This is a genomic window from Gordonia westfalica (genome assembly GCF_900105725.1).
GTDB classification, from domain to species: Bacteria; Actinomycetota; Actinomycetes; order Mycobacteriales; family Mycobacteriaceae; genus Gordonia; species Gordonia westfalica.
Genome location: NZ_FNLM01000034.1, coordinates 4,299,830 through 4,318,367, shown reverse-complemented (window position 1 = coordinate 4,318,367; position 18,538 = coordinate 4,299,830). Strand labels below are relative to the sequence as shown.

The 18,538-nt window shown below is 64.8% G+C and carries 17 protein-coding genes, 2 pseudogenes and 1 other annotated feature; of the genes and pseudogenes, 9 read left to right on the top strand and 10 right to left on the bottom strand.

Features of this window, described 5'->3' with window-relative positions; all coding sequences use genetic code 11:
* Positions 1 to 38 precede the first annotated feature (38 nt).
* Positions 39 to 371 carry a helix-turn-helix domain-containing protein gene (locus BLU62_RS25285; RefSeq protein WP_244278319.1) on the top strand — a complete coding sequence of 111 codons (333 nt, stop codon included), beginning with the start codon at positions 39 to 41 and terminating at the stop codon, positions 369 to 371.
* Here the strand turns inward: BLU62_RS25285 and BLU62_RS25280 are convergent.
* Positions 363 to 1,663, bottom strand: a protein-coding gene (locus BLU62_RS25280; protein ID WP_099047828.1) for an IS3 family transposase whose coding sequence is annotated in 2 segments (ribosomal slippage) — positions 363 to 1,390 and positions 1,390 to 1,663 — 1,302 coding nt in all. Because the reading frame shifts where the segments join, the coding sequence is not laid out codon by codon here. The two genes, BLU62_RS25285 and BLU62_RS25280, sit on opposite strands and share 9 nt — an antisense overlap.
* Positions 1,260 to 1,391 (bottom strand) — a sequence feature (AL1L pseudoknot). It overlaps the preceding gene by 132 nt.
* A 61-nt stretch (positions 1,664 to 1,724) precedes the next feature.
* On the opposite strand from BLU62_RS25280, the pseudogene BLU62_RS34010 reads away from it, so the two are divergent.
* Positions 1,725 to 1,931: pseudogene (locus tag BLU62_RS34010) on the top strand (cupin domain-containing protein); the annotation flags it as partial.
* Between the two features lie 49 nt (positions 1,932 to 1,980).
* Here the strand turns inward: BLU62_RS34010 and BLU62_RS25265 are convergent.
* The 5 genes and pseudogenes from BLU62_RS25265 to BLU62_RS25240 form a co-directional block, all read right to left on the bottom strand.
* Positions 1,981 to 2,283: pseudogene (locus BLU62_RS25265) on the bottom strand (integrase core domain-containing protein); the annotation flags it as partial.
* A gap of 4 nt (positions 2,284 to 2,287) precedes the next feature.
* Entirely contained in the window at positions 2,288 to 3,637 is a 1,350-nt protein-coding gene (locus BLU62_RS25260) for an IS30 family transposase (protein WP_425284598.1), read from the bottom strand.
* A 249-nt stretch (positions 3,638 to 3,886) separates the two neighbouring features.
* Positions 3,887 to 4,567 carry a hypothetical protein gene (locus tag BLU62_RS34425; protein ID WP_280141555.1) on the bottom strand — a complete coding sequence of 227 codons (681 nt, stop codon included), beginning with the start codon at positions 4,565 to 4,567 and terminating at the stop codon, positions 3,887 to 3,889.
* Between the two features lie 63 nt (positions 4,568 to 4,630).
* Positions 4,631 to 6,832, bottom strand: coding sequence for a 3-hydroxyacyl-CoA dehydrogenase NAD-binding domain-containing protein (locus BLU62_RS25245; protein WP_074852572.1), 2,202 nt, complete (start codon positions 6,830 to 6,832; stop codon positions 4,631 to 4,633).
* 34 nt (positions 6,833 to 6,866) lie between these two features.
* Complete coding sequence (locus tag BLU62_RS25240) at positions 6,867 to 8,078, bottom strand: acetyl-CoA C-acetyltransferase (RefSeq protein WP_005196400.1); 1,212 nt, start codon at positions 8,076 to 8,078, stop codon at positions 6,867 to 6,869.
* A gap of 130 nt (positions 8,079 to 8,208) precedes the next feature.
* On the opposite strand from BLU62_RS25240, the gene BLU62_RS25235 reads away from it, so the two are divergent.
* The 5 genes from BLU62_RS25235 to BLU62_RS25210 all read left to right on the top strand — a co-directional run bounded on the left by BLU62_RS25235 (position 8,209) and on the right by BLU62_RS25210 (position 12,916).
* Entirely contained in the window at positions 8,209 to 9,378 is a 1,170-nt protein-coding gene (locus BLU62_RS25235) for a TetR/AcrR family transcriptional regulator (RefSeq protein WP_074853289.1), read from the top strand.
* 79 nt (positions 9,379 to 9,457) lie between these two features.
* Positions 9,458 to 10,417, top strand: a complete 960-nt coding sequence (locus tag BLU62_RS25230; protein WP_074853288.1) for an adenylate/guanylate cyclase domain-containing protein — start codon at positions 9,458 to 9,460, stop codon at positions 10,415 to 10,417.
* Between the two features lie 159 nt (positions 10,418 to 10,576).
* Positions 10,577 to 10,972: a hypothetical protein gene (locus BLU62_RS25225; protein ID WP_074852571.1), complete on the top strand. Its 396-nt coding sequence runs from the start codon at positions 10,577 to 10,579 to the stop codon at positions 10,970 to 10,972.
* Between the two features lie 50 nt (positions 10,973 to 11,022).
* Positions 11,023 to 12,120 carry a hypothetical protein gene (locus BLU62_RS25220; protein ID WP_244278318.1) on the top strand — a complete coding sequence of 366 codons (1,098 nt, stop codon included), beginning with the start codon at positions 11,023 to 11,025 and terminating at the stop codon, positions 12,118 to 12,120.
* A 211-nt stretch (positions 12,121 to 12,331) separates the two neighbouring features.
* Entirely contained in the window at positions 12,332 to 12,916 is a 585-nt protein-coding gene (locus tag BLU62_RS25210; protein WP_074852568.1) for an acetyltransferase, read from the top strand.
* 434 nt (positions 12,917 to 13,350) lie between these two features.
* Here BLU62_RS25210 and BLU62_RS25205 read toward each other — a convergent pair whose 3' ends face one another.
* Genes BLU62_RS25205 through BLU62_RS25190 form a run of 4 tightly spaced genes read right to left on the bottom strand, consistent with a single transcriptional unit; the run spans position 13,351 to position 16,386 of the window.
* Positions 13,351 to 14,439: a sulfate/molybdate ABC transporter ATP-binding protein gene (locus BLU62_RS25205; protein WP_074852567.1), complete on the bottom strand. Its 1,089-nt coding sequence runs from the start codon at positions 14,437 to 14,439 to the stop codon at positions 13,351 to 13,353.
* Positions 14,436 to 15,254 carry an ABC transporter permease gene (locus BLU62_RS25200; protein WP_074852566.1) on the bottom strand — a complete coding sequence of 273 codons (819 nt, stop codon included), beginning with the start codon at positions 15,252 to 15,254 and terminating at the stop codon, positions 14,436 to 14,438. The genes BLU62_RS25205 and BLU62_RS25200 overlap by 4 nt, the downstream gene beginning before the upstream one ends.
* Positions 15,251 to 15,988: a molybdate ABC transporter substrate-binding protein gene (modA, locus tag BLU62_RS25195; RefSeq protein ID WP_074852565.1), complete on the bottom strand. Its 738-nt coding sequence runs from the start codon at positions 15,986 to 15,988 to the stop codon at positions 15,251 to 15,253. Before modA ends, BLU62_RS25200 begins: the two co-directional genes overlap by 4 nt.
* Positions 15,985 to 16,386, bottom strand: coding sequence for a TOBE domain-containing protein (locus BLU62_RS25190; protein WP_074853286.1), 402 nt, complete (start codon positions 16,384 to 16,386; stop codon positions 15,985 to 15,987). Before BLU62_RS25190 ends, modA begins: the two co-directional genes overlap by 4 nt.
* Before the next feature lie 285 nt (positions 16,387 to 16,671).
* Between BLU62_RS25190 and BLU62_RS25185 the strand changes: the two genes are divergently transcribed.
* Together BLU62_RS25185 and BLU62_RS25180 are read left to right on the top strand one after the other, a co-directional pair.
* On the top strand, positions 16,672 to 17,688 hold the full coding sequence (locus tag BLU62_RS25185; protein WP_074852564.1) for an ATP-binding cassette domain-containing protein: 1,017 nt from the start codon (positions 16,672 to 16,674) through the stop codon (positions 17,686 to 17,688).
* A complete protein-coding gene (locus BLU62_RS25180; RefSeq protein ID WP_074852563.1) occupies positions 17,688 to 18,533 on the top strand; it encodes an ABC transporter permease in 846 nt (281 codons plus the stop codon). The genes BLU62_RS25185 and BLU62_RS25180 overlap by 1 nt, the downstream gene beginning before the upstream one ends.
* Positions 18,534 to 18,538: the final 5 nt, after the last annotated feature.

Here is an 18,538-nt window from a genome sequence, read left to right as displayed (position 1 = left end):
TCCGTTTTGGCTGCTTTCGGGGCTGCTACCTTGCGTAGGTGGATGTTGATGACCAGCTGTTGCTCGCGCGGTCTCTGGGAGCCTCGATCCGGGCCGCGCGTAAGGCGGCGCAGCTCACCTTGTCCGAACTCGCACGAAGGACCGATCTCTCCCAGCCCTTCCTGAGTCAGGTGGAAAACGGAAACACGACACCCAGTGTGATCAACCTGCACCGGATTGCGCAGACCCTGGGCACCACCGCGCACGACCTGCTCGAGCAGAGCAACCGGTCGCCGGTCAAAGTAGTCAGGGCACAAGAAGCGCGACGCTACAACCTCGGCCCCTCGGCAGTGTTGCGTTTCTGCGTTACCGGCACCCGTGAATCACCCTAGGTTTTGTGCCGCCTCCAATGTGGGCTGGTCCTCGGGGCCGAGGCCAGCGTAGTGGAGCGTTTCGAACTCGGTCGGGGGAATCTGGCCAATACTCGAGTGCAACCTGCTGTTGTTGTACCAGTCGACCCAACCAGCGGTCGCGAACTCGACGTCGGAGATCGTCCGGTACGGGCCGGAGTGGAAGATCGTGGTCCGGATGCACTCGGTCTTGTACAAGCCGTTCACCGACTCGGCCAGCGCGTTGTCGTAGGCGTCCCCGACCGATCCGATCGACGCTGCGATGTCTTCGAGTCGCAGACGCTCAGTCAGTGTAACCGATGTGTACTGACTTCCGGCATCCGAATGATGAATAAGCTCAGCAGCTTTCACCGGATGCCCTTCCCGATTGCGCTGCCACAGTGCCATCCGAAGCGGGACTGTCACCAACTCCACCGACTTCGATGTCGAGGCATGCCATGCCACGATTCGACGGGAGAACACGTCGATGATGAACACCACATACACCCACCCAGCCCAGGTCCGGCAGTAGGTGAAATCGGTCACCCAAACCCGGTTCGGTTCGGCAGCACTGAACTGTCGGTTCAACAGATCCTCCGCGCGGACACCATCAGCGGATCTGACGGTCGTTCGGACTCCCTTCGACCGTCGAATTCCTTGGTGGCCTAACACTTTCATCGCTCGATCAACGGCGCCATAGGACACCCCAGGCAGAGTTGTGCGATGCAGATGGGCGCGCATCTTCACCCGCCCGTAGAGGCCCTCGGGAGTCATCTTCCGCCGGCCGTCGTCACCGGTGCGCCAGACGACAGTGCGCACCGCATCGACGACGTGGGCATCAGAGACCGTCCGTGCGGCAGGCGTGCGTGATCGCCATGCCCGGTAGGTTCGTGCGGCAATCTGGCAGCCCTGCCCACGCAGGACCCGGCAGATCGACTCGACCGCAAACCCGTTGGCGCGCATTTGATCTATGAACGCCACGATCATCGGTTGCGGGGGTCGAGTTCCCCCGCGAAGAAAGTTGTCGCTGCTTTCAGAATGGCAACGTCTTCTCGTAACTGCTTGTTCTCGGCCTTGAGGCGCTTGATCTCGGCGGACTCCTTCGTAGTGGTCCCGGAGCGGGCGCCGGCATCGATCTGGGCTTGTACGGCCCATCGACGTACCGTCTCCCCGCCGACACCGACCTGCTTGGCGATCGCTTCGGCCGCGGCAGTCAACGACGTGTACTCGCCGCCGTGGGTCTCCAGCAACCGCAAGGCCCTCGAACGGACCTCCGGGTCGATTTTCTTAGGCATGTGCTCATCCTTCCTGACTCAGAAGGAAGCGGTATCAAACCTGGGGTGATTCACCCGTCTCATGGACTGCAACGAGGTAACCGCCGAGCCACATAGCGCCGCCGAATCGGGAACAACCCACGCCGGTGAAGAGTTCGTGTACGTCATCTCGGGCGAGATTCGACTCAACATTGATGGCCAAGACGTCGCGCTGCGCGCCGGCGACACCGTCTACTACTCGGCCAGCGTCCTCCACCAGTGGTTCAACGACACTGACGAGACCGCCGTATTCCTCTTCGTAAGCACGCCCCCAGCTTTTAGGTGGTGGGAGTCCCGGTTTAGGCCACCTCCGCTTCGGAGGCGGCCGTCTCACGGTAGCGCGTCTCGTACTCGATGGGCGGGCAGTAGCCGATCGCTGAGTGCAGCCGCTCGGTGTTGGACCAATGCACCCACGCGGCGGTCTCGCGCTCGACCTCGCCGCGGCCGGTCCACGATCGCTGGCGCTCGATCGGTTCGGTCTTGTACAACCCGATCGCTGATTCCATCAACGCGTTGTCGAGTGCATCGCCGACCGAGCCGAACGATACGGCGAGGCCGGAGTCGCGTAGCGCCTCGGTAGACGCCAGCGCTGTGTACTGGGCGGGTTCAATCGGTCCATGCAACACCGGGTTGTTGTAGTGAGTGTAACTGTCCTTCAAAGACTTCGGCGGGGGTCTTCCAGCCGAGGGCCTTTCGGGGACGGTTGTTGAGGGTGTATGCGATGGCTTCGAGGTCGTTTGCAGACCACCGTGACAGGTCAGTTCCCTTCGGAAAATATTGGCGCAGCAGCCCATTAGTGTTCTCGTTGGACGGTCGCTGCCACGGTGAATGCGGATCGGCGAAGAACACCTGCGTTCCGGTATCCATCGCGAACTGGGCATGAGCGGACAGTTCCTTACCGCGATCCCACGTTAACGTCTTGCGCAACTGCTGCGGCAGCGCCGCTATCGACGCCGTCAGTGCCGCGTTCATCGCGATGGCGCCGTAGCCACCGAGTGCCGGCCCGTTCTTCACCGGCGGTTGCTCACCCCACCCTTGCAAGCGTGGGAGATGGACTAGAATCGTTGCGCGACTGCGCCGTTCGACAACAGTGCCGATAGCCGACCGACCCACACCGATGATGAGATCACCCTCCCAGTGGCCGGGGACAGCACGGTCGTGGGCCTCAGGCGGGCGCTGGCTGAGGACGACATCGGAGGTGACGTGACCCTGCGGCTTGTTGCGTGAGCGAGCACGGGGCTCCCGTAATGCCCGCCCGGTCCGCAGGCACGCCACCAACTCGCGTTTGAGCGCGCCACGGCCCTCGATGAACAGGGATTGATAGATTGCCTCATGACTGATGCGCATGGATTCATCATCGGGGAAATCGACCCGCAGGCGCTGGGAGATCTGCTCCGGACTCCATGCCAGAGACCACCGCCGGTCGGCCCGGTGCGGCTTGTTGAGCCCCTTCCACGGCGGCGGCGTGGGGCCGGCGACGATCGTGCCGTCGGGGCTACGGACAGTGCCCGCCAACCGCTCCTGCACGTACTCCCGCAACTCGACGTTGGCCACGAGTTTCGCTGTTTTCGGGCGCTTGGCGGCCTGCTCAGCTTTCCACTGCGCCACCGAGGCTCGATACTCACGTTTCCCACTCCTGGTAGCGGAGTTGCGGCGCAACTCACGCGAAATCGTTGCCGGACTGCGTCCGATCTGCCGAGCAATCTCTCTCACACCACACTGTTGGGCGCGGAGCAGCGCGATCTCTTCCCGTTCAGCGAACGACAGGTAACGACCCGCCGGCTCGTCCAGACTCAGTGGCGTCATTCCGCCAGCGTGGCGGAACCACCGCGACCCCACCGGCACCGACACGCCGACCGCCACCGACGCCTCCGCCGTGCTCATCCCCGTCGCGATCAACCCCCAAAACTGACGTTGCACCGCCCGCGACGGCTCGGGCCGGCCCGGCGAACGCATCGCCGGCCGCAACGCACGATCAGCTCGCCACTGCCGACGAACCCCCGTGGGCGCATCGCTGGTCTTCTTGCTCCAGTCTGCTGTAGCCAAAGCCAACACCTCCAAGATCAAGGTGTTGCGACGACAAGTTGAATTCACCCTGACTGCCCGCATCGCTGTGGTGCACCAATCCTGTTGCGGTAAACGAGAAGTCGATGCTTCGTCGGGCGAACAAGGGGGACTGCTGCACGGATAGGTGCCAGTGGGGTGTCATACCGCGGTTCCCTTGCCGGTGTGGTTGCCGAAGATATCTCTGAGCCGCAGGCAGTTTGGAGCATCAGCGGTGAAGCTGCGTTGGACCGGATCGTCCTGAACGGGTCGACCTGATCGCCGGCCGTTGCGCCCTCGCTTCTCTCCGAAGACCGACCACCAGCGGTTGTCGCGGCAGATCCGCCATGCGGTCCGCTCAGCCAGATCCCATGTGGCCCCGGCCAGCCGACGCCGGCCGGGAACGCGGAACAAAACCAGCGGCGCACTGTAGTCGATCGCAAGCGCGACGATCCACAACCTTACTCGTGCTGCATCATTCGCGAGGCCGCCGGCAATCCAGAATACGCCGGCGGCGATCAGTAAGAGGAGGATCCGGCCGGCTCGCTCGCGCTCGATCGTGCCCTTCGCAGCGACGACGAACGTCAGAACGCGTTGGCGCCGACCTGGATCGAGACGTAGGCGTCGGACGAGCCTCAGCTGCGCCAGTGCCGGGTGCGGGTCGAGGAGTCGACCCGCATTCGCAAGTGCCCGCAGCGTGAGGCAGTGCCGAACGGTGCCCGCGTCGTGCTCAGCGTCGGCGGTGCCGAGGCGCCGTCGGAGGATTGAGTTTCGCGCGTATGAGTTTCCGTCCCGCCTCTTGAGCTCACCAGATGGGACGGAAGTCGATGCGCGGGACGACAAGGGCCCCGACCGGAACGAATCCGGCCGGGGCCCTTGAGGTCTGCTGGTCACCCAGCGAGATCGTCAATTCGCAGTGAGATTCTCGTTGGTCAGCTTGGTGACACCCTGGTCAGCCTTCTCGACGAGCGAGGCCGGCGGCTCGAAGTGCTTGCCGTACTTGCCGGCAAGTTCCTTGGCACGCGCGACGAAACCGGGCACGCCACCCTCGTAGCCGTTGATGTACTGGATGACACCACCGGTCCAGGCCGGGAAGCCGATGCCGAAGATCGAACCGATGTTGGCGTCCTCGACGGAGGTGAGCACACCCTCGTCGAAGCACTTGACGGTCTCGAGGGCTTCGGCAAAGAGCATGCGCTCCTTCATGTCCTCGAGCGGGATCTCCGTGGTACCCGACTTGAACTGCTCACGCAGACCCGGCCAGAGCTGGGTGCGCTTGCCGTTCTCGTCGTAGTCGTAGAAGCCCTTTCCGTCCTTCTTGGCGGTACGGCCGTTCTCGACCATCCAGTCGACGACGGCGTTCGAGCCGTGCTGCGGAACTTCCTTGCCCTCTGCCTTGAGCGCCGCCTCGGTCTCCTTGCGGATCTTCTGCGGCAGGGTCAGGGTCAGCTCGTCCATGAGCTGGAGCGGCGCGGCCGGGTAACCGGCCTGGGTGCCCGCATGCTCGATGAACGCCGGTTCGACGCCCTCGCCGACGGCCGCGATGGCCTCGTTGACGAAGGTGCCGATGACGCGGCTGGTGAAGAAACCACGGCTGTCGTTGACGACGATCGGGGTCTTGCGGATCGCCAGGGTGTAGTCGATGACCTTGGCCAGCACGGCATCCGAGGTCTTCTCACCCTTGATGATCTCGACCAGCGGCATCTTGTCGACCGGCGAGAAGAAGTGGATTCCGATGAAGTCCTCGGACCGCTTCACGCCCTCGGCGAGGATGGTGATCGGCAGCGTCGAGGTGTTGGAGCCCAGGACGGCGTCGGGCTCGACGATGTCCTCGATCTCCTGGAACACCTTGTGCTTGACCTCGACCGACTCGAAGGCGGCCTCGATGACGAGGTCGACACCCTTGAAATCAGCAGGATCGACGGTCGGGTGGATGCGGGCGAGGAGCGCGTCGCTCTTCTCCTGCGTGGTCTTGCCCTTGGCGACAGCCTTCGCCTCGAGCTTCTCCGAGTAACCCTTACCGCGCTTGGCAGCCTCGAGGTCGATGTCCTTGAGGACGACCTCGATGCCGGCCTTGGCCGACACGTACGCGATTGCCGCGCCCATCATTCCGGCGCCGATGACGCCGACCTTCTTGGCGGTGAACTTGTCGTAGCCCTCGGGACGCGAGCCGCCACCGTTGATGTGCTGCAGGTCGAAGAAGAACGCCTTGATCATGTTCTGTGCGACCTGGCCGGTGACCAGCGAGACGAAGTAGCGGGTCTCGATGATGTCGGCGGTGTCGACGTCGACGTAGGCACCCTCGACGGCCGCGGCCAGGATGGCGCGCGGAGCCGGCATGTTGGCACCCTTGATCTGCTTGCGCAGCAGGGCCGGCAGGGCCGGGAGGTTCGCGGCGAACGCCGGGTTGGTGGGAGCACCGCCCGGGATCTTGTAGCCCTTGACGTCGAACGGCTGCTGAGCCTCGGGGTTCTCCTTGATCCAGGCCTTCGCGGCAGGGATCAGTTCCTCGACGGAGCCGACGACCTCGTTGACCAGACCGGTCTCCTTGGCCTTGGTCGGGTTGAAGCGCTGGCCCTGGAGCAGGACACCCATGAGGGCGTTCTGGATTCCGAGCAGGCGGACGGTACGGACGACGCCGCCGCCACCGGGCAGCAGACCGAGGGTGGCCTCGGGCAGACCGATCTGGACACCCTTGACGTCCGCGGCGATGCGGTAGTGGGTGTGCAGCGCGATCTCCAGGCCGCCACCGAGAGCGGCGCCGTTGATGGCCGCCACGACGGGCTTGCCCAGGGTCTCGAGACGACGCAGCACCTTCTTCATGGCGTTGGTGGTCTCGGTGATCTGCGTGGCGATCTCGGCCTTGGAGACGTCCGAGCGGTCGCTCGTCATGTCCTTGAGGTCGCCGCCGGCGAAGAAGGTCTTCTTCGCCGAGGTCAGCACGACACCGGTGATGTCGTCCTTCTCCGCCTCCAGGCGGTCGACGGTCGCAGCCATCGACTCCTGGTAGAGGGCGTTCATCGTGTTCGCGCCCTGGTTGGGGTCGTCCATGGTCAGGATGACGACGCCGTCGGCGTCCTTCTCCCAGTTGATCATGTTGTCACTCATGGTGATTCGCAGAGTTCTTTCTGTGGAGGGGTCGTCAGAGACGTTCGATGATGGTCGCGACGCCCATGCCGCCACCGATGCAGAGAGTGATCAGGCCGTAGCGGCCGCCGGTGCGCTCGAGCTCGTCGAGGCAGGTGCCGTAGATCATCGCGCCGGTCGCACCGAGCGGGTGACCCATGGCGATCGCGCCACCGTTCACGTTGACCTTCTCGTGCGGGATCTTCAGATCCTTCATCCACTTCATGACGACCGAGGCAAAGGCCTCGTTCAGCTCGAAGACGTCGATGTCGTCGACGGTCAGGCCGGCCTTCTTCAGCGCCAGCTCGGTGGCCGGGGTGGGGCCGGTGAGCATGATGGTGGGCTCGGAACCGACCTCGGCGAACGAGACGACGCGGGCGCGCGGGGTCAGGCCGTTGCGCTTGCCGGCCTCCTCGCTACCGACGAGCACGAGGCCCGAACCGTCGACGATGCCGGAGCTGTTGCCACCGGTGTGGACGTGGTTGATCTTCTCGACGCTCGGGTACTTCTGCAGCGCGACGTCGTCGAAGCCGGCCATGTCGGCGAGGGCGGCGAAGGCGGCCTTCAGCTTGCCGAGGCTCTCGACCGTCGAACCCGGACGACGGTGCTCGTCGTGGTCGAGGATGGTGACGCCGTTGAAGTCCTTGACCGGCACCACGGACTTGGTGAAGTAGCCGCTGGTCCAAGCCTTCTCGGCGCGAGCCTGCGACTCGGCGGCGTAGGCGTCGACGTCCTCGCGCGAGAAGCCCTCGATGGTGGCGATCAGGTCGGCGCCGATGCCCTGCGGGACGATGTAGTGGTCGTACGCGGTGGCGGGGTCGGTGAAGAGTGCACCGCCGTCGCTGCCCATCGGGACGCGCGACATCGACTCGACACCACCGGCGAGAACCAGGTCGTCGAAACCGGAGGCGACCTTGGCGGCCGCGAGGTTGGTGGCTTCCAGGCCCGAGGCGCAGAAGCGGTTGATCTGGGTGCCCGGGACGGTCTCGGGGAGACCGCTGTTGAGGGCGGCGGTACGTGCGATGACCGCGCCCTGCTCGCCGACCGGCGAGACGACACCGAGGATGACGTCGTTGACGTCGGCGGGATCGAGGCCGCCGTGGCGGGCCAGAACCTCGTCGATCAGACCCGAGACCAGGTCGACCGGCTTGACGCTGTGCAGCGCACCGCCGCGCTGCTTGCCACGAGGCGTGCGGATCGCCTCGTAGATGAATGCTTGATCAGGCACGAAAGTGTTCCTTTCACACGAACCACCAGTTGGTTACTCACCGTAGGCTAACGCGGAATCACTTATTTGGCTATACCCCGTGGTCATCGGGTCTGGCGAATCTGTGAATGTGCGCTATGGTCTGTTCACCATGCCGGACCGTAGAACGACCCGCACCAAGGGCGCCGACCGCAAGCGACAGCTCGTCGACTCCGCGGCGTCGCTCTTCGTCCAGCGTGGCTACGCACAGGTGTCGGTGGCGGACATCGCCCGCGCGGCCGGCGTCACCGCACCGTCGGTGTACAGGCATTTCGACGACAAACAGTCACTTCTCGGGGAGGCCGTTCTCGCCGGTGTCGACGACCTCGAAGCGTGCACCGATCGCGCGCTTCGTCACGGAGACGACGCCGCGACCCTGATCTCGACCGTGTGTGCGCTCGCCGTCCAGCGCCCGCAGACGGCGTCGCTCTGGCGCTGGACGAGCAACTACCTGACCGTCGAACAGAACAAGCAGGTCGCGCTCCGCACCCGCGAGGTGATCGGGCAGTGGGCGGCGGCGATCCTCACCGGCCGCGACGACCTGACCGAACGCGAGGCGGTCCAGCTCGCGTGGGCGATCTTGAGCGTCAGCGGCAGCCTGACCGTCCATCACACGCGGATGTCGAGCGCTCGTTCCCGGGAGGAGATCGAGAAGCTGGTCCGACGCCTGCTGGTCCTCAGTCCGTCGACCGCGCCCCCGCTCGACACCGCGCCCGTCATCGCCGGTGTGACGCGCTCACGTCGGGACGAGATCCTCGACGCCGCGGCTGCACTCTTCGCCGACCGCGGCTACTCCGATGTCGGCGTCGACGAGATCGGCGGAGCCGTCGGCATCGCGGGACCCAGTGTGTACAAACACTTCCCGTCCAAGATGGCGATCCTGGTGGCCATCGGTTATCGCAGCGGCGCCCGCCTCGACGCCGGGGCGATGGCGGCTTACGGCGCAACCGACGATCCGGCGAAACTCTTGGCGGCACTCGTCGATTCCTATGTCGACGTCATCACCAGCACGCCCGACCTCTCGGTCAGCTTCAACAACTCGTCCGTGCTCGCCGGGCAGCCCGGCGCGACCGACCTCCTCGACATCCAGCGGCGCTACGTCGCGCGGTGGATCGACCTGCTCGTCCAGGTCGATCCCGATCTGAAGCGCGATCAGGGGGCGATCGCCGTGCACGCGGCGCTGTCGATCGTCAACGACGCGGTACGAATGCGCCGAGGTGCGCAGAGCCCACAGTTCGCCGCACGGATGGCCTATCTGATGAAGGGCGTGCTCGCCATCTGAGCCGCATCTTCGTGCCGGAACGTCGGTGACGACCCTCAATGATCTCCCCCGGAACCCCGCAGTACGGGACACTGTGTCCATGCCGGAAGACCCACCGTCGCGCACGGACAGCCGAGAGCGGCCGGACAACGCCGACGCCAACACACCGCGCTATACGCGAGACGAACTGATCGCCGAGCTCGGCATCGAATCCGATTTCGCCGAGAAGGCTTGGAATGCTTTCGGTTTCGTGCGCCGATCCGCCGACGACAAGGTCGCCACCGAGAGTGACGTCGCCGCGCTGCGCATGTTCGCGGCGTCGTCGGGCGCGATGCCGGAGTCGACGCAGATCGCGATGGCACGAGCGATCGGCCAGACCATGTCGCGTCTGGCCGACTGGCAGGCCGATCAACTCCGGGAGATCGCCGACGACCCGGACATCCCTTGGACGCTCGAGCAGATGAGCGCGGCACTCGGCCAGGTCCAGCAGCTGATCTGGCGACGCCACATGGCACTCGCGCTCGAACGTCACGCCGACCATTCCGCGGATGAGCAGTTCGACCTGATCGTCGGGTTCGCCGACATCGTCGGGTACACGAGCCTCTCACGCCGCATCGACCTCGACGACCTCGAATCGCTTCTCGGGTCTTTCGAGGACGACACCTTCGACGTCGTCGTCGACCACGGCGGACGCGTGGTCAAAACACTCGGAGACGCGGTGATGTTCACGTTCGACGACGCACACGCTGCCGCAGCTGCGGCGATCCGCATCCACGAACTGTCCGAGAACGACCATCTACCACCACTTCGCGTCGGCCTCGCCCGCGGCCCGGTGCTGACCCGACTCGGCGACGTCTTCGGCGAACCCGTCAACATCGCTTCTCGCCTGGCCGGATCTGCCCGCCCGGGAACGACTCTCATCGACGACACCATCGCCGACGAGATCAGTGCCGACGACCGGTTCTATCTGAAATCGATGCCCTCACTACGGGTCCGGGGCTACAAACACCTCAAAGCCCGCGTACTCGAAGCACATCGCGACGGCCCGCTCAGCGACTGACCGGCGAACCTCAACTCGACCGGCAGACTTCGATCGAGGTCTGACAGTCGAGTTGAGGTTCGCCCGTCGTCTGTGGACAGAGATCCAGGGGTCCCGACCTGCCGAACTAGGGTGGCAACCGAACATCTATGGTGGTTTGCGACATCAAAGGGGGGATTTGTGTCGGACTTGGTGGTCGACCCGTCAGCGCTCGAAACCGCAGCGACGGATGTCTCGAACTGCGCCTCACGGTTGATGGCACTCGAGTTGACGTCATATGCAGGCCTTGAGGGTACGTCGTCGACCTTCGGCGAGCTCGCCGGCAACTTCAAGGGTGCGACGGCAGACATGTCGGTCGTGGCAGCTACAGCTGACGAACGCATCTCCACCTCTCTGGCCAATCTGTCCGGCGCAGTCGCCGCATTCTCGGAGCTGGTGGTCGACGCCAAGGACACGACCGTGGAGACCGATTCGAAGAGTGCCGGCGAGATCTCCTCGGCCGTCCCGTACCCCACGCGCGACGGCGATCAGAAGCATCACGTCGTTCCCCTCCAGATGCTGTTGTCGGTGCAGTAAGACCCATGCCACCGAGCTACAACGAGGTGACCTCGTGGAAACCCGAGGTCATGGCACAGATCGCGTTCGGCGTCGTCCGGCTACAGGCCCACCTCGAGGTCGAGGCACCGAAGGCTGGCAACCCGATCCTCAACCTCACGTCCGCGCAGTGGCACGGCGAGGCCCGTGGCGCCGCCGACAACCGGGCCGAGGGCGTCACTCGATGGATCAGGAACACCGCCGACGAGTTCGGCGATCTCGCAGAGGTCCTGCAGACCGGTGCAACCAACATTCGCAACGCGATCACCGCCTTGGAAAGCCGGACCACTCTCGCTGACAGCCGGGGTTACATCCTCGACCGCGGGAGCCGTGGGTACGCAATCAACTTCGATCCGGCTCGCGCGCCCGAGGGCGCCGAGTACGACGCCGGGGAAGCGTACGAGCACCACTCCGCACTATCGAGCCTCGCCACGGCGGCCGACGACACGGTGACAACCACCCGTGATGGCATCAATGGTGCGCTTGGTGAGATCGGGGAGATCGCCCCGGCTTCCGTCGCGACAAACCGGGGAGTCGTCGACCCGAACCTCGCTGAGAGCGACGCGAAGGCAGTACTCGCCGGCACAGCGACACCCGAACAGCGTGGGCGCTTCCTCCGCGCGATGAATCTGACACCAGATCAGTTAGAGAGACTCGCGGCGGGCGAAACAAACGGCATCGAACCGTCAAGACTCGAGTACGCACTGGCTGCCGTCGGCCTGAAGGACATCGACCCCAAGAGCGCCGCGGCCACCGCCGCATTCGGCGCCCTGGAACGACGGGGTAAGGACCTTAGCGCGCTGCACATTGGCCGACATGCGATTCGCGCCAACGATGCAGCTTTGGTCAAGGGCCTCGGTAAGGGGCTGACACGCGGCGTGCCCCTCGTCGGCGTAGGAGTCACGGGACTCGACGAGATCATGAAATACATGCGAGACGAGCAGGACGGCGGCGACACGGCCGCGGCTATCGTCGGCTCGGTCGGAGGCGGCGCGCTGGGTGGCGCTGCCGCCGGTGCCGCCATCGGTACTTTCGCCGGCCCTGTGGGGACCGCGATCGGTGCAGGGATCGGAGCGGCGATCGGTAGTCACTGGGGCTCGAAGGCCGCCAAATGGTTAACGGGAGGTTGATTGATGCATACCGGCAGCAACGACGATGATACGAATCGGCCTCGCCACCAACGCGAGTCGTTCTCGTCGGGGTTCGTTGAGTACTTTCTGTCTGACGCGTGGGCCTACATCAAGAACGTGTTGATCGCGCTGCCAGCCGGAACCGCGTTCATGCTCGGCCTAGTCTGCGGGCACGGAATTGCCGGCTGATCTACCAGGAGTCGATTAAAACATGATCAGTGCCGTTGAATACGCAGTCGTCAACCTCGGAGCCATCGCCACCCTGCGGGCATCAACACCTCAACTGGATTTCCTTGCCCACCACAGTTGGTATGACCTCGACGTCGACTCCGCACACAGATCGATGGCAAGCCGAGTTCTGCTGCGCTCAGAGAGCCCAGAACCTGACTTCACGTCGAATCTCGTCATCCAGCACTTCAGTCTCGGGAGAACCGAGGTTGTACGACTCTCCGAGCTCGACACAACCCTGGACATCGCTGCTCTTGGTGACGCGGTCGTGCTCAACCACGCCGTCGACCTCAACGGGTACCTGTGTGTCGACGACGGCACGTACAGAGCGGACGGATTTCAATTATTCGTGCGTCGATCGCAGTTGGCCTACGCGTCCGCCGACGGTAAGTCGATGCTGTCGATACTCACTGCTACAACTCCAGAACAAACGTGGATGACCACCAACTCCGAGATCACAGAAATGGAAGGCCGTTGGCTACAGACAATAACCAACACAACAAGTGGCGCGAGCCAAGGACCTACCTCACCGGAAAGTTTTCGATGTTCGTCACCTACCCGCTATTGATGTTCCCCGCCGGCACCCTCATCGGGTACCTCATCTCGCCGTCATAACGCGGGAGGAACGCATCCCAACTCGGGCGCGGTCGAGCGAGAAGCAACACTCACCGCCCTGTACGTGGCCTGTTGCTCGCGTCACCGCAGCGGAGGAGCATCGAGGGTCTTTCGGACGCTACTCCAGACCGACTCACCGCGCCGCGCCCGCACTGACTCGCACCGCGCTGGCGGTCGACCGACGGCGGAGAGCGAGTGACATGAAGTTCGCAATGCACGCCGATTACCCGACGCTGCCCTCCCAGAAGGGAACCACCGTCGCAGATCTACCAACACGATGAAGTCGTCATACACAGGACCGAGGATCTCGTAGAAGTCCGCAACCGGTACATCAACCCGACTCCCAGACCTCGATCGAAGTCTGCCAGTCGAGATGACCTCTGCCGGTCACCGGTCGGCGACCGCGCTCACCCGAACCTCGCTCGCCTTGACCACGAGCACGACCTCGATCCCGGTGACCAACCCCAGGTCAGCGACCGCGGCCCAGGTGACCTCGGCCGCCACGACCTGCCCGCCGACGTCGGTGCTTACCACCGCGTGGTCGCCTCGTGGGACCACATCGCGAACGTTGGCGCGCAAGGCGGTTCGCGGACTACCGTGCGGTGCATCGAGATACACGGCCACGGCGCGCGGCGAGAACGTCGCCGCGGCAGGTGTTCCTCCGGTGAGATCCGGGGCGTCATCTCCGGCGGTCCCGGTGACCTGATTCCCGAACTCGTCCACGACCGCGCCGGTCTCGGCCATCCGCCCCACGAACAGATTGAGCCCCGACAGCGAAGCACTGAACCGGCTGCCCGGGTTGGTCAACACGTCTCGCGTGGAACCGGATTCGACGACCCTCCCCCGGTCCAGGACGACGATGTCCTCCGCAAGCCCAAGCGCATCCACCGGATCGTGCGTCACCATGATCGTGGTTCGTCCATGATCGGCGAGCAGACCACGCAGCAGCGCTCGCAGCCGACTCGCGACATCGACATCGAGCGCCCGGAACGGCTCGTCCAACAACAGTATTCGTGGCTCGGCGGCCATCGCCCGAGCGATCGCCACCCGCTGCGCCTGCCCGCCCGACAGCTCATCGGGTTTGCGATCCGCGAGTTCTGAGACCTCCGCGGCGGCCAGCCAACGGGACACTCGATTGCCCACCTCCGCGCGCGGCAACCGCTGCGACGACGGCGCAAAGGCCACGTTCTCCGCGACGGTCAGATGAGGGAACAACCGCGCCTCCTGTGACAACAGCGCAACCCCTCGTCGATGCGGCGGCACGAAGGTGTGGCGATCCCGGAACACCTCATCCCCCAGGGAGATCCGCGAAGGCCCGTCACTGCGAAGCAGCCCCGCGACTACCCGCAACATCGTCGACTTCCCCGCACCATTCGGTCCGACGACAGCGGTCGTCCGTCCCCCGGCGAACCGATGCTCGACCTGCAGCGGCGGCACCGCCTGATCGATGGACACCACCAGATCCGCGCCGCTCACACCGCACCCGCCGTGCTTCGTCGACGGCTGTGCACGCCCACCACCACGACCAACGAGATCACAACCAGGATGAGCGACAACGGGATCGCGGCCTGCGGGTCGTCGACGGAGGACACATAGATCGCCAGCGGCGCGGTCTGGGTGACGCCCGGTGCGTTGCCCGCGAAGGTGATCGTCGCACCGAACTCGCCGAGCGCCCGCGCGAAGGCCAGCACCACCCCGGCGAGCAGCGACGGCGCGATCAACGGCAGTGTCACCCGCCACAGGGTTCTCGACGGCCCGGCACCGAGGGTCGCCGCGACCTCCTCGTAGCGCGTACCCACAACGCGTACAGCACCTTCGACGCTGATCACCAGAAACGGCAGTGCGACGAACGTCTGCGCGAGCACCACCGCGGTGGTGGTGAAAGCGATGTCGATCCCGGCGTCGTGTAGATGCTCTCCGACGATCCCGAGTCGACCGAAGGTGTACAGCAGGGCCAGTCCGCCGACCACCGGCGGAAGAACCAACGGCAGCAGCACCAGCGATCGCACGACCCGGACGAGGAGACCGTCGTGCCGCGCGAAGATCACCGCCATCGGCACACCGACGAGCAGACAGCAGATCGTGCTGATCGTCGCGGTGATCAACGACAATCTCAGCGCGTCGAGCGAAGACGGTGAGGTCACCTGCTCGACGAAGGTGTCCCACGGAGCGCGCACCAGTATGGCGAGTGGAGGAAGGACGATCAACGCGACTCCGAGCGCGGCCAGTCCATACGTCCACTTCGGCAAGCCTGTCGGATCGCGATGAGCGAGACCGGAACGCATGGTCATGGTGCCCCGAAGCCGGCGTCGCGCAGAATGCGTTGCCCGTCCGGGCCGAGGACGAGCTCCACGAACTGCGCCCCGAGTCCTTGGTCTGCGGCGCCGCGGACCGTCGCGATCGGATACCTGTTGACGACCCTCGCGAACGCCGGATCGGTCACGATGCCCACCTGATCACCAGCAGCTCGTGCGTCGGTCACGTACACGATCCCGGCGTCGGCCTGTCCGGTCGTCACCTTGGTGAGAACCGCGCTCACCGACTGTTCCTCCGACGCCGCGTCGATCGTGATCCCGGTGTTGCGTTCCACGGTGTCGGTGGCTGCGCCGCACGGTTGAGCCGACTGGCAGACGACAGTCGTGACGCCCGGCCGGGCGAGGTCACCGAACGACCTCACGTTCAACGGATTTCCCGGCGCGGTGACGATGACGAGGGTGTTGGTCGCGAAGACCTTCGCACCGACCGCCAACTCCCCGAGCTTGGTCATGTTCTTCTCGTCTGCACTCGCGAAGACGTCCGCCGGGGAACCCTGCTGGATCTGATTGGCGAGCGTCGACGACCCGTCGAAGGACATCCGGACGGTCACACCGTCGTGCTGTTTCTCGAACTCCGCCGCGATCGCCGTGAAGGTCTTCTTCAGTGACGCCGCCGCCGAGACGTCGACAACGCTTCCCGCCGGCTCGTTCGACGAGCATCCCGCGACGGCCGACATCGCGATCACGGCGAGGGCCGCCCATCTCCTCATCGAGGGTTCTGCGTGGTCTCGACGATGACATTGGTCGACTTCACGATCGCGGTGGCGATCGAACCGGGCGCCAACTCCAGCTCGCGCGCCGACTGGGCGCTCATCAGCGACGTCACCTCGAAGGGTCCGCACTGCAAAGTCACCTGGGCCATCACCCCGTCCATCAGTACCTCCGTGACGAGACCGGTGAACCGATTCCGGGCCGACCGCGCGACGGGCGCGCCGTCGTCGGGAGCCACGGCGCGTTCCCGCGCCAACTCCGCGAGCCGGGCTCCATCGACCGTGGCCACCGGACCGTCATCGGACTGCTCGAGCACCCCGGACGCGACCCATCGTCGAATCGTGTCGTCGCTGACGCCGAGCAGCGCCGCGGCGTCCTTGATGCGTATGGCGGTCACGCCCGCCATCGTATCCGCACATACGGAATCAATTGCGAACTATCACCGCAGACGCGGACACCAATCCGGTCTTGACTTCAACCGAACTTGAACCCCTAGCGTGAACTGCGCAGCGACCGTCGGAGTTCGGGTCGCCGGACCGATGAGTTACGAGGGGGGTCACGGTCTGTCATGTCGAGGACCGCCGGAGTTCCCCGATGTGCCCCTGAGATGCACCCCGAGCACACCCGGAGACACCGGAAAATCGTTCGCCCCTGTCAGTCCCCATCGATACCGTGGAGAGTTATGAGCTCAGTCACTGTCCCCGCCGCCATGCCCGGCGATGTCGCGACGCCCGACGTCGCGATCGAGGCCATCGATCTGGTCAAACGCTTCGGCGATTTCACCGCGGTCGACGGCGTCAGTTTCACGGTCCCGCGTGGGTCCGTGCTCGGCCTGCTCGGCCCCAACGGCGCCGGCAAGACCACCACCGTCCGCATGATGACCACACTGTCGCCTCCCACGAGCGGCACCGCTCGCATCGCCGGTTACGACGTCCGCGAGCACCCGGACATGGTCCGTCAGAACATGGGCCTGACCGGTCAGGCCGCGACCGTCGACGAGATCCTCACCGGACGTGAGAACCTGCGCATGATCGGCGGCCTGTACGGCATCGCACGCAAGACCCTCGCCCGCCGTTCGGACGAACTGCTGGAACAGTTCTCCCTCACCGAGGCCGGGAACAAGCAGGTCAAGTCGTATTCCGGCGGCATGCGCCGCCGACTCGACCTCGCCGTCAGCCTCCTTGCCGCCCCACCCGTCCTCTTCCTCGACGAGCCGACCACTGGTCTCGATCCGCGGAGCCGCTCCGAACTGTGGGATGTACTGCGTGACCTCGTCGCCGACGGGACCACGCTGCTGCTGACGACCCAGTACCTCGAGGAGGCCGACCAGCTCGCCGACGACATCGTCGTCATCGACAAGGGCCGGATCATCGCGCACGGTACGCCGTTGCAGCTCAAGGAGCAGGCCGGGTCGGCCAGCCTCGTGCTGACCGTGTCGAACGGCAACGACCTCCCCGCGGCGGAGGCCTTGCTGCGCAAGAACGGTGCCGAGGTCTTCGTCGACGTCCCCGCACGCCGCCTCACCACCGCGTCCGGCGGCCTCGGCGACCTCCCCCGCGTCGCCGCCTGGTTCGACGAAAGCGGCATCGCCGTCGACGATTTCGGACTCGCACGCCCGAGTCTCGACGACGTCTTCCTGTCCCTCACCGGCCATCGCGCCGAGGACACCACCAACACCACCGACGAGGAGACCGCCTGATGACCACCACTGCAGAGAAAGACGCGGTGGTCGCGAGCACACCGCGAGTCCACCCGACCTCCCTCTGGCAACAGTCCTGGATCATGGTCAAACGCAACATGATCCACACCAAACGGATGCCGGAGATGCTCTCCGACGTCACGATCCAGCCGATCATGTTCGTGGTGTTGTTCGCGTACGTGTTCGGTGCGTCCATCCAGACAGACAGCGCGTCCTACAAGGAATTCCTGCTGCCGGGCATCATGGGCCAGACCATCGTGTTCACCGCGTTCATCGTCGCGTCGGGAATCACGGCGGATCTCGAGAAGGGCATCATCGATCGGTTCCGGTCACTACCCATCCGTCGGTCGTCGGTGTTGATCGGCCGGAGCATCGCAAGCGTCCTGCACAGTTCGATCGGCATCGTGGTGATGTCGTTGACCGGTCTCGCGATCGGCTGGCGAATCCGCGGGTCCTTCGTCGAGGCAGTTCTCGCGTACGGCCTGTTACTGCTGTTCGGATTCGCGATGATCTGGTTCGGCATTCTCATCGGATCATGGCTGCGAACCGTGGAAGCGGTGAACGGCTTCATGTTCTCGACGCTGTTCCCGATCACGTTCCTGTCGAACGCCTTCGTCCCGACCGACCCGATGCCGACCTGGCTGCGGACGATCGCCGAATGGAATCCGATGTCGTCACTCGTGCAGGCGTTGCGCGTGCTGTGGGGCAACGGCCCGGAGTTCGGTCCGGGTTCGGCACTGCCGCTTCAGCATCCGGTGATCTCGACCATCATCTGGGCGGTCGCACTGACCCTGGTCTTCGCCCCGTTCGCCTTGCGCGCCTACAACAAGCGGACCATCGACTGAACAAC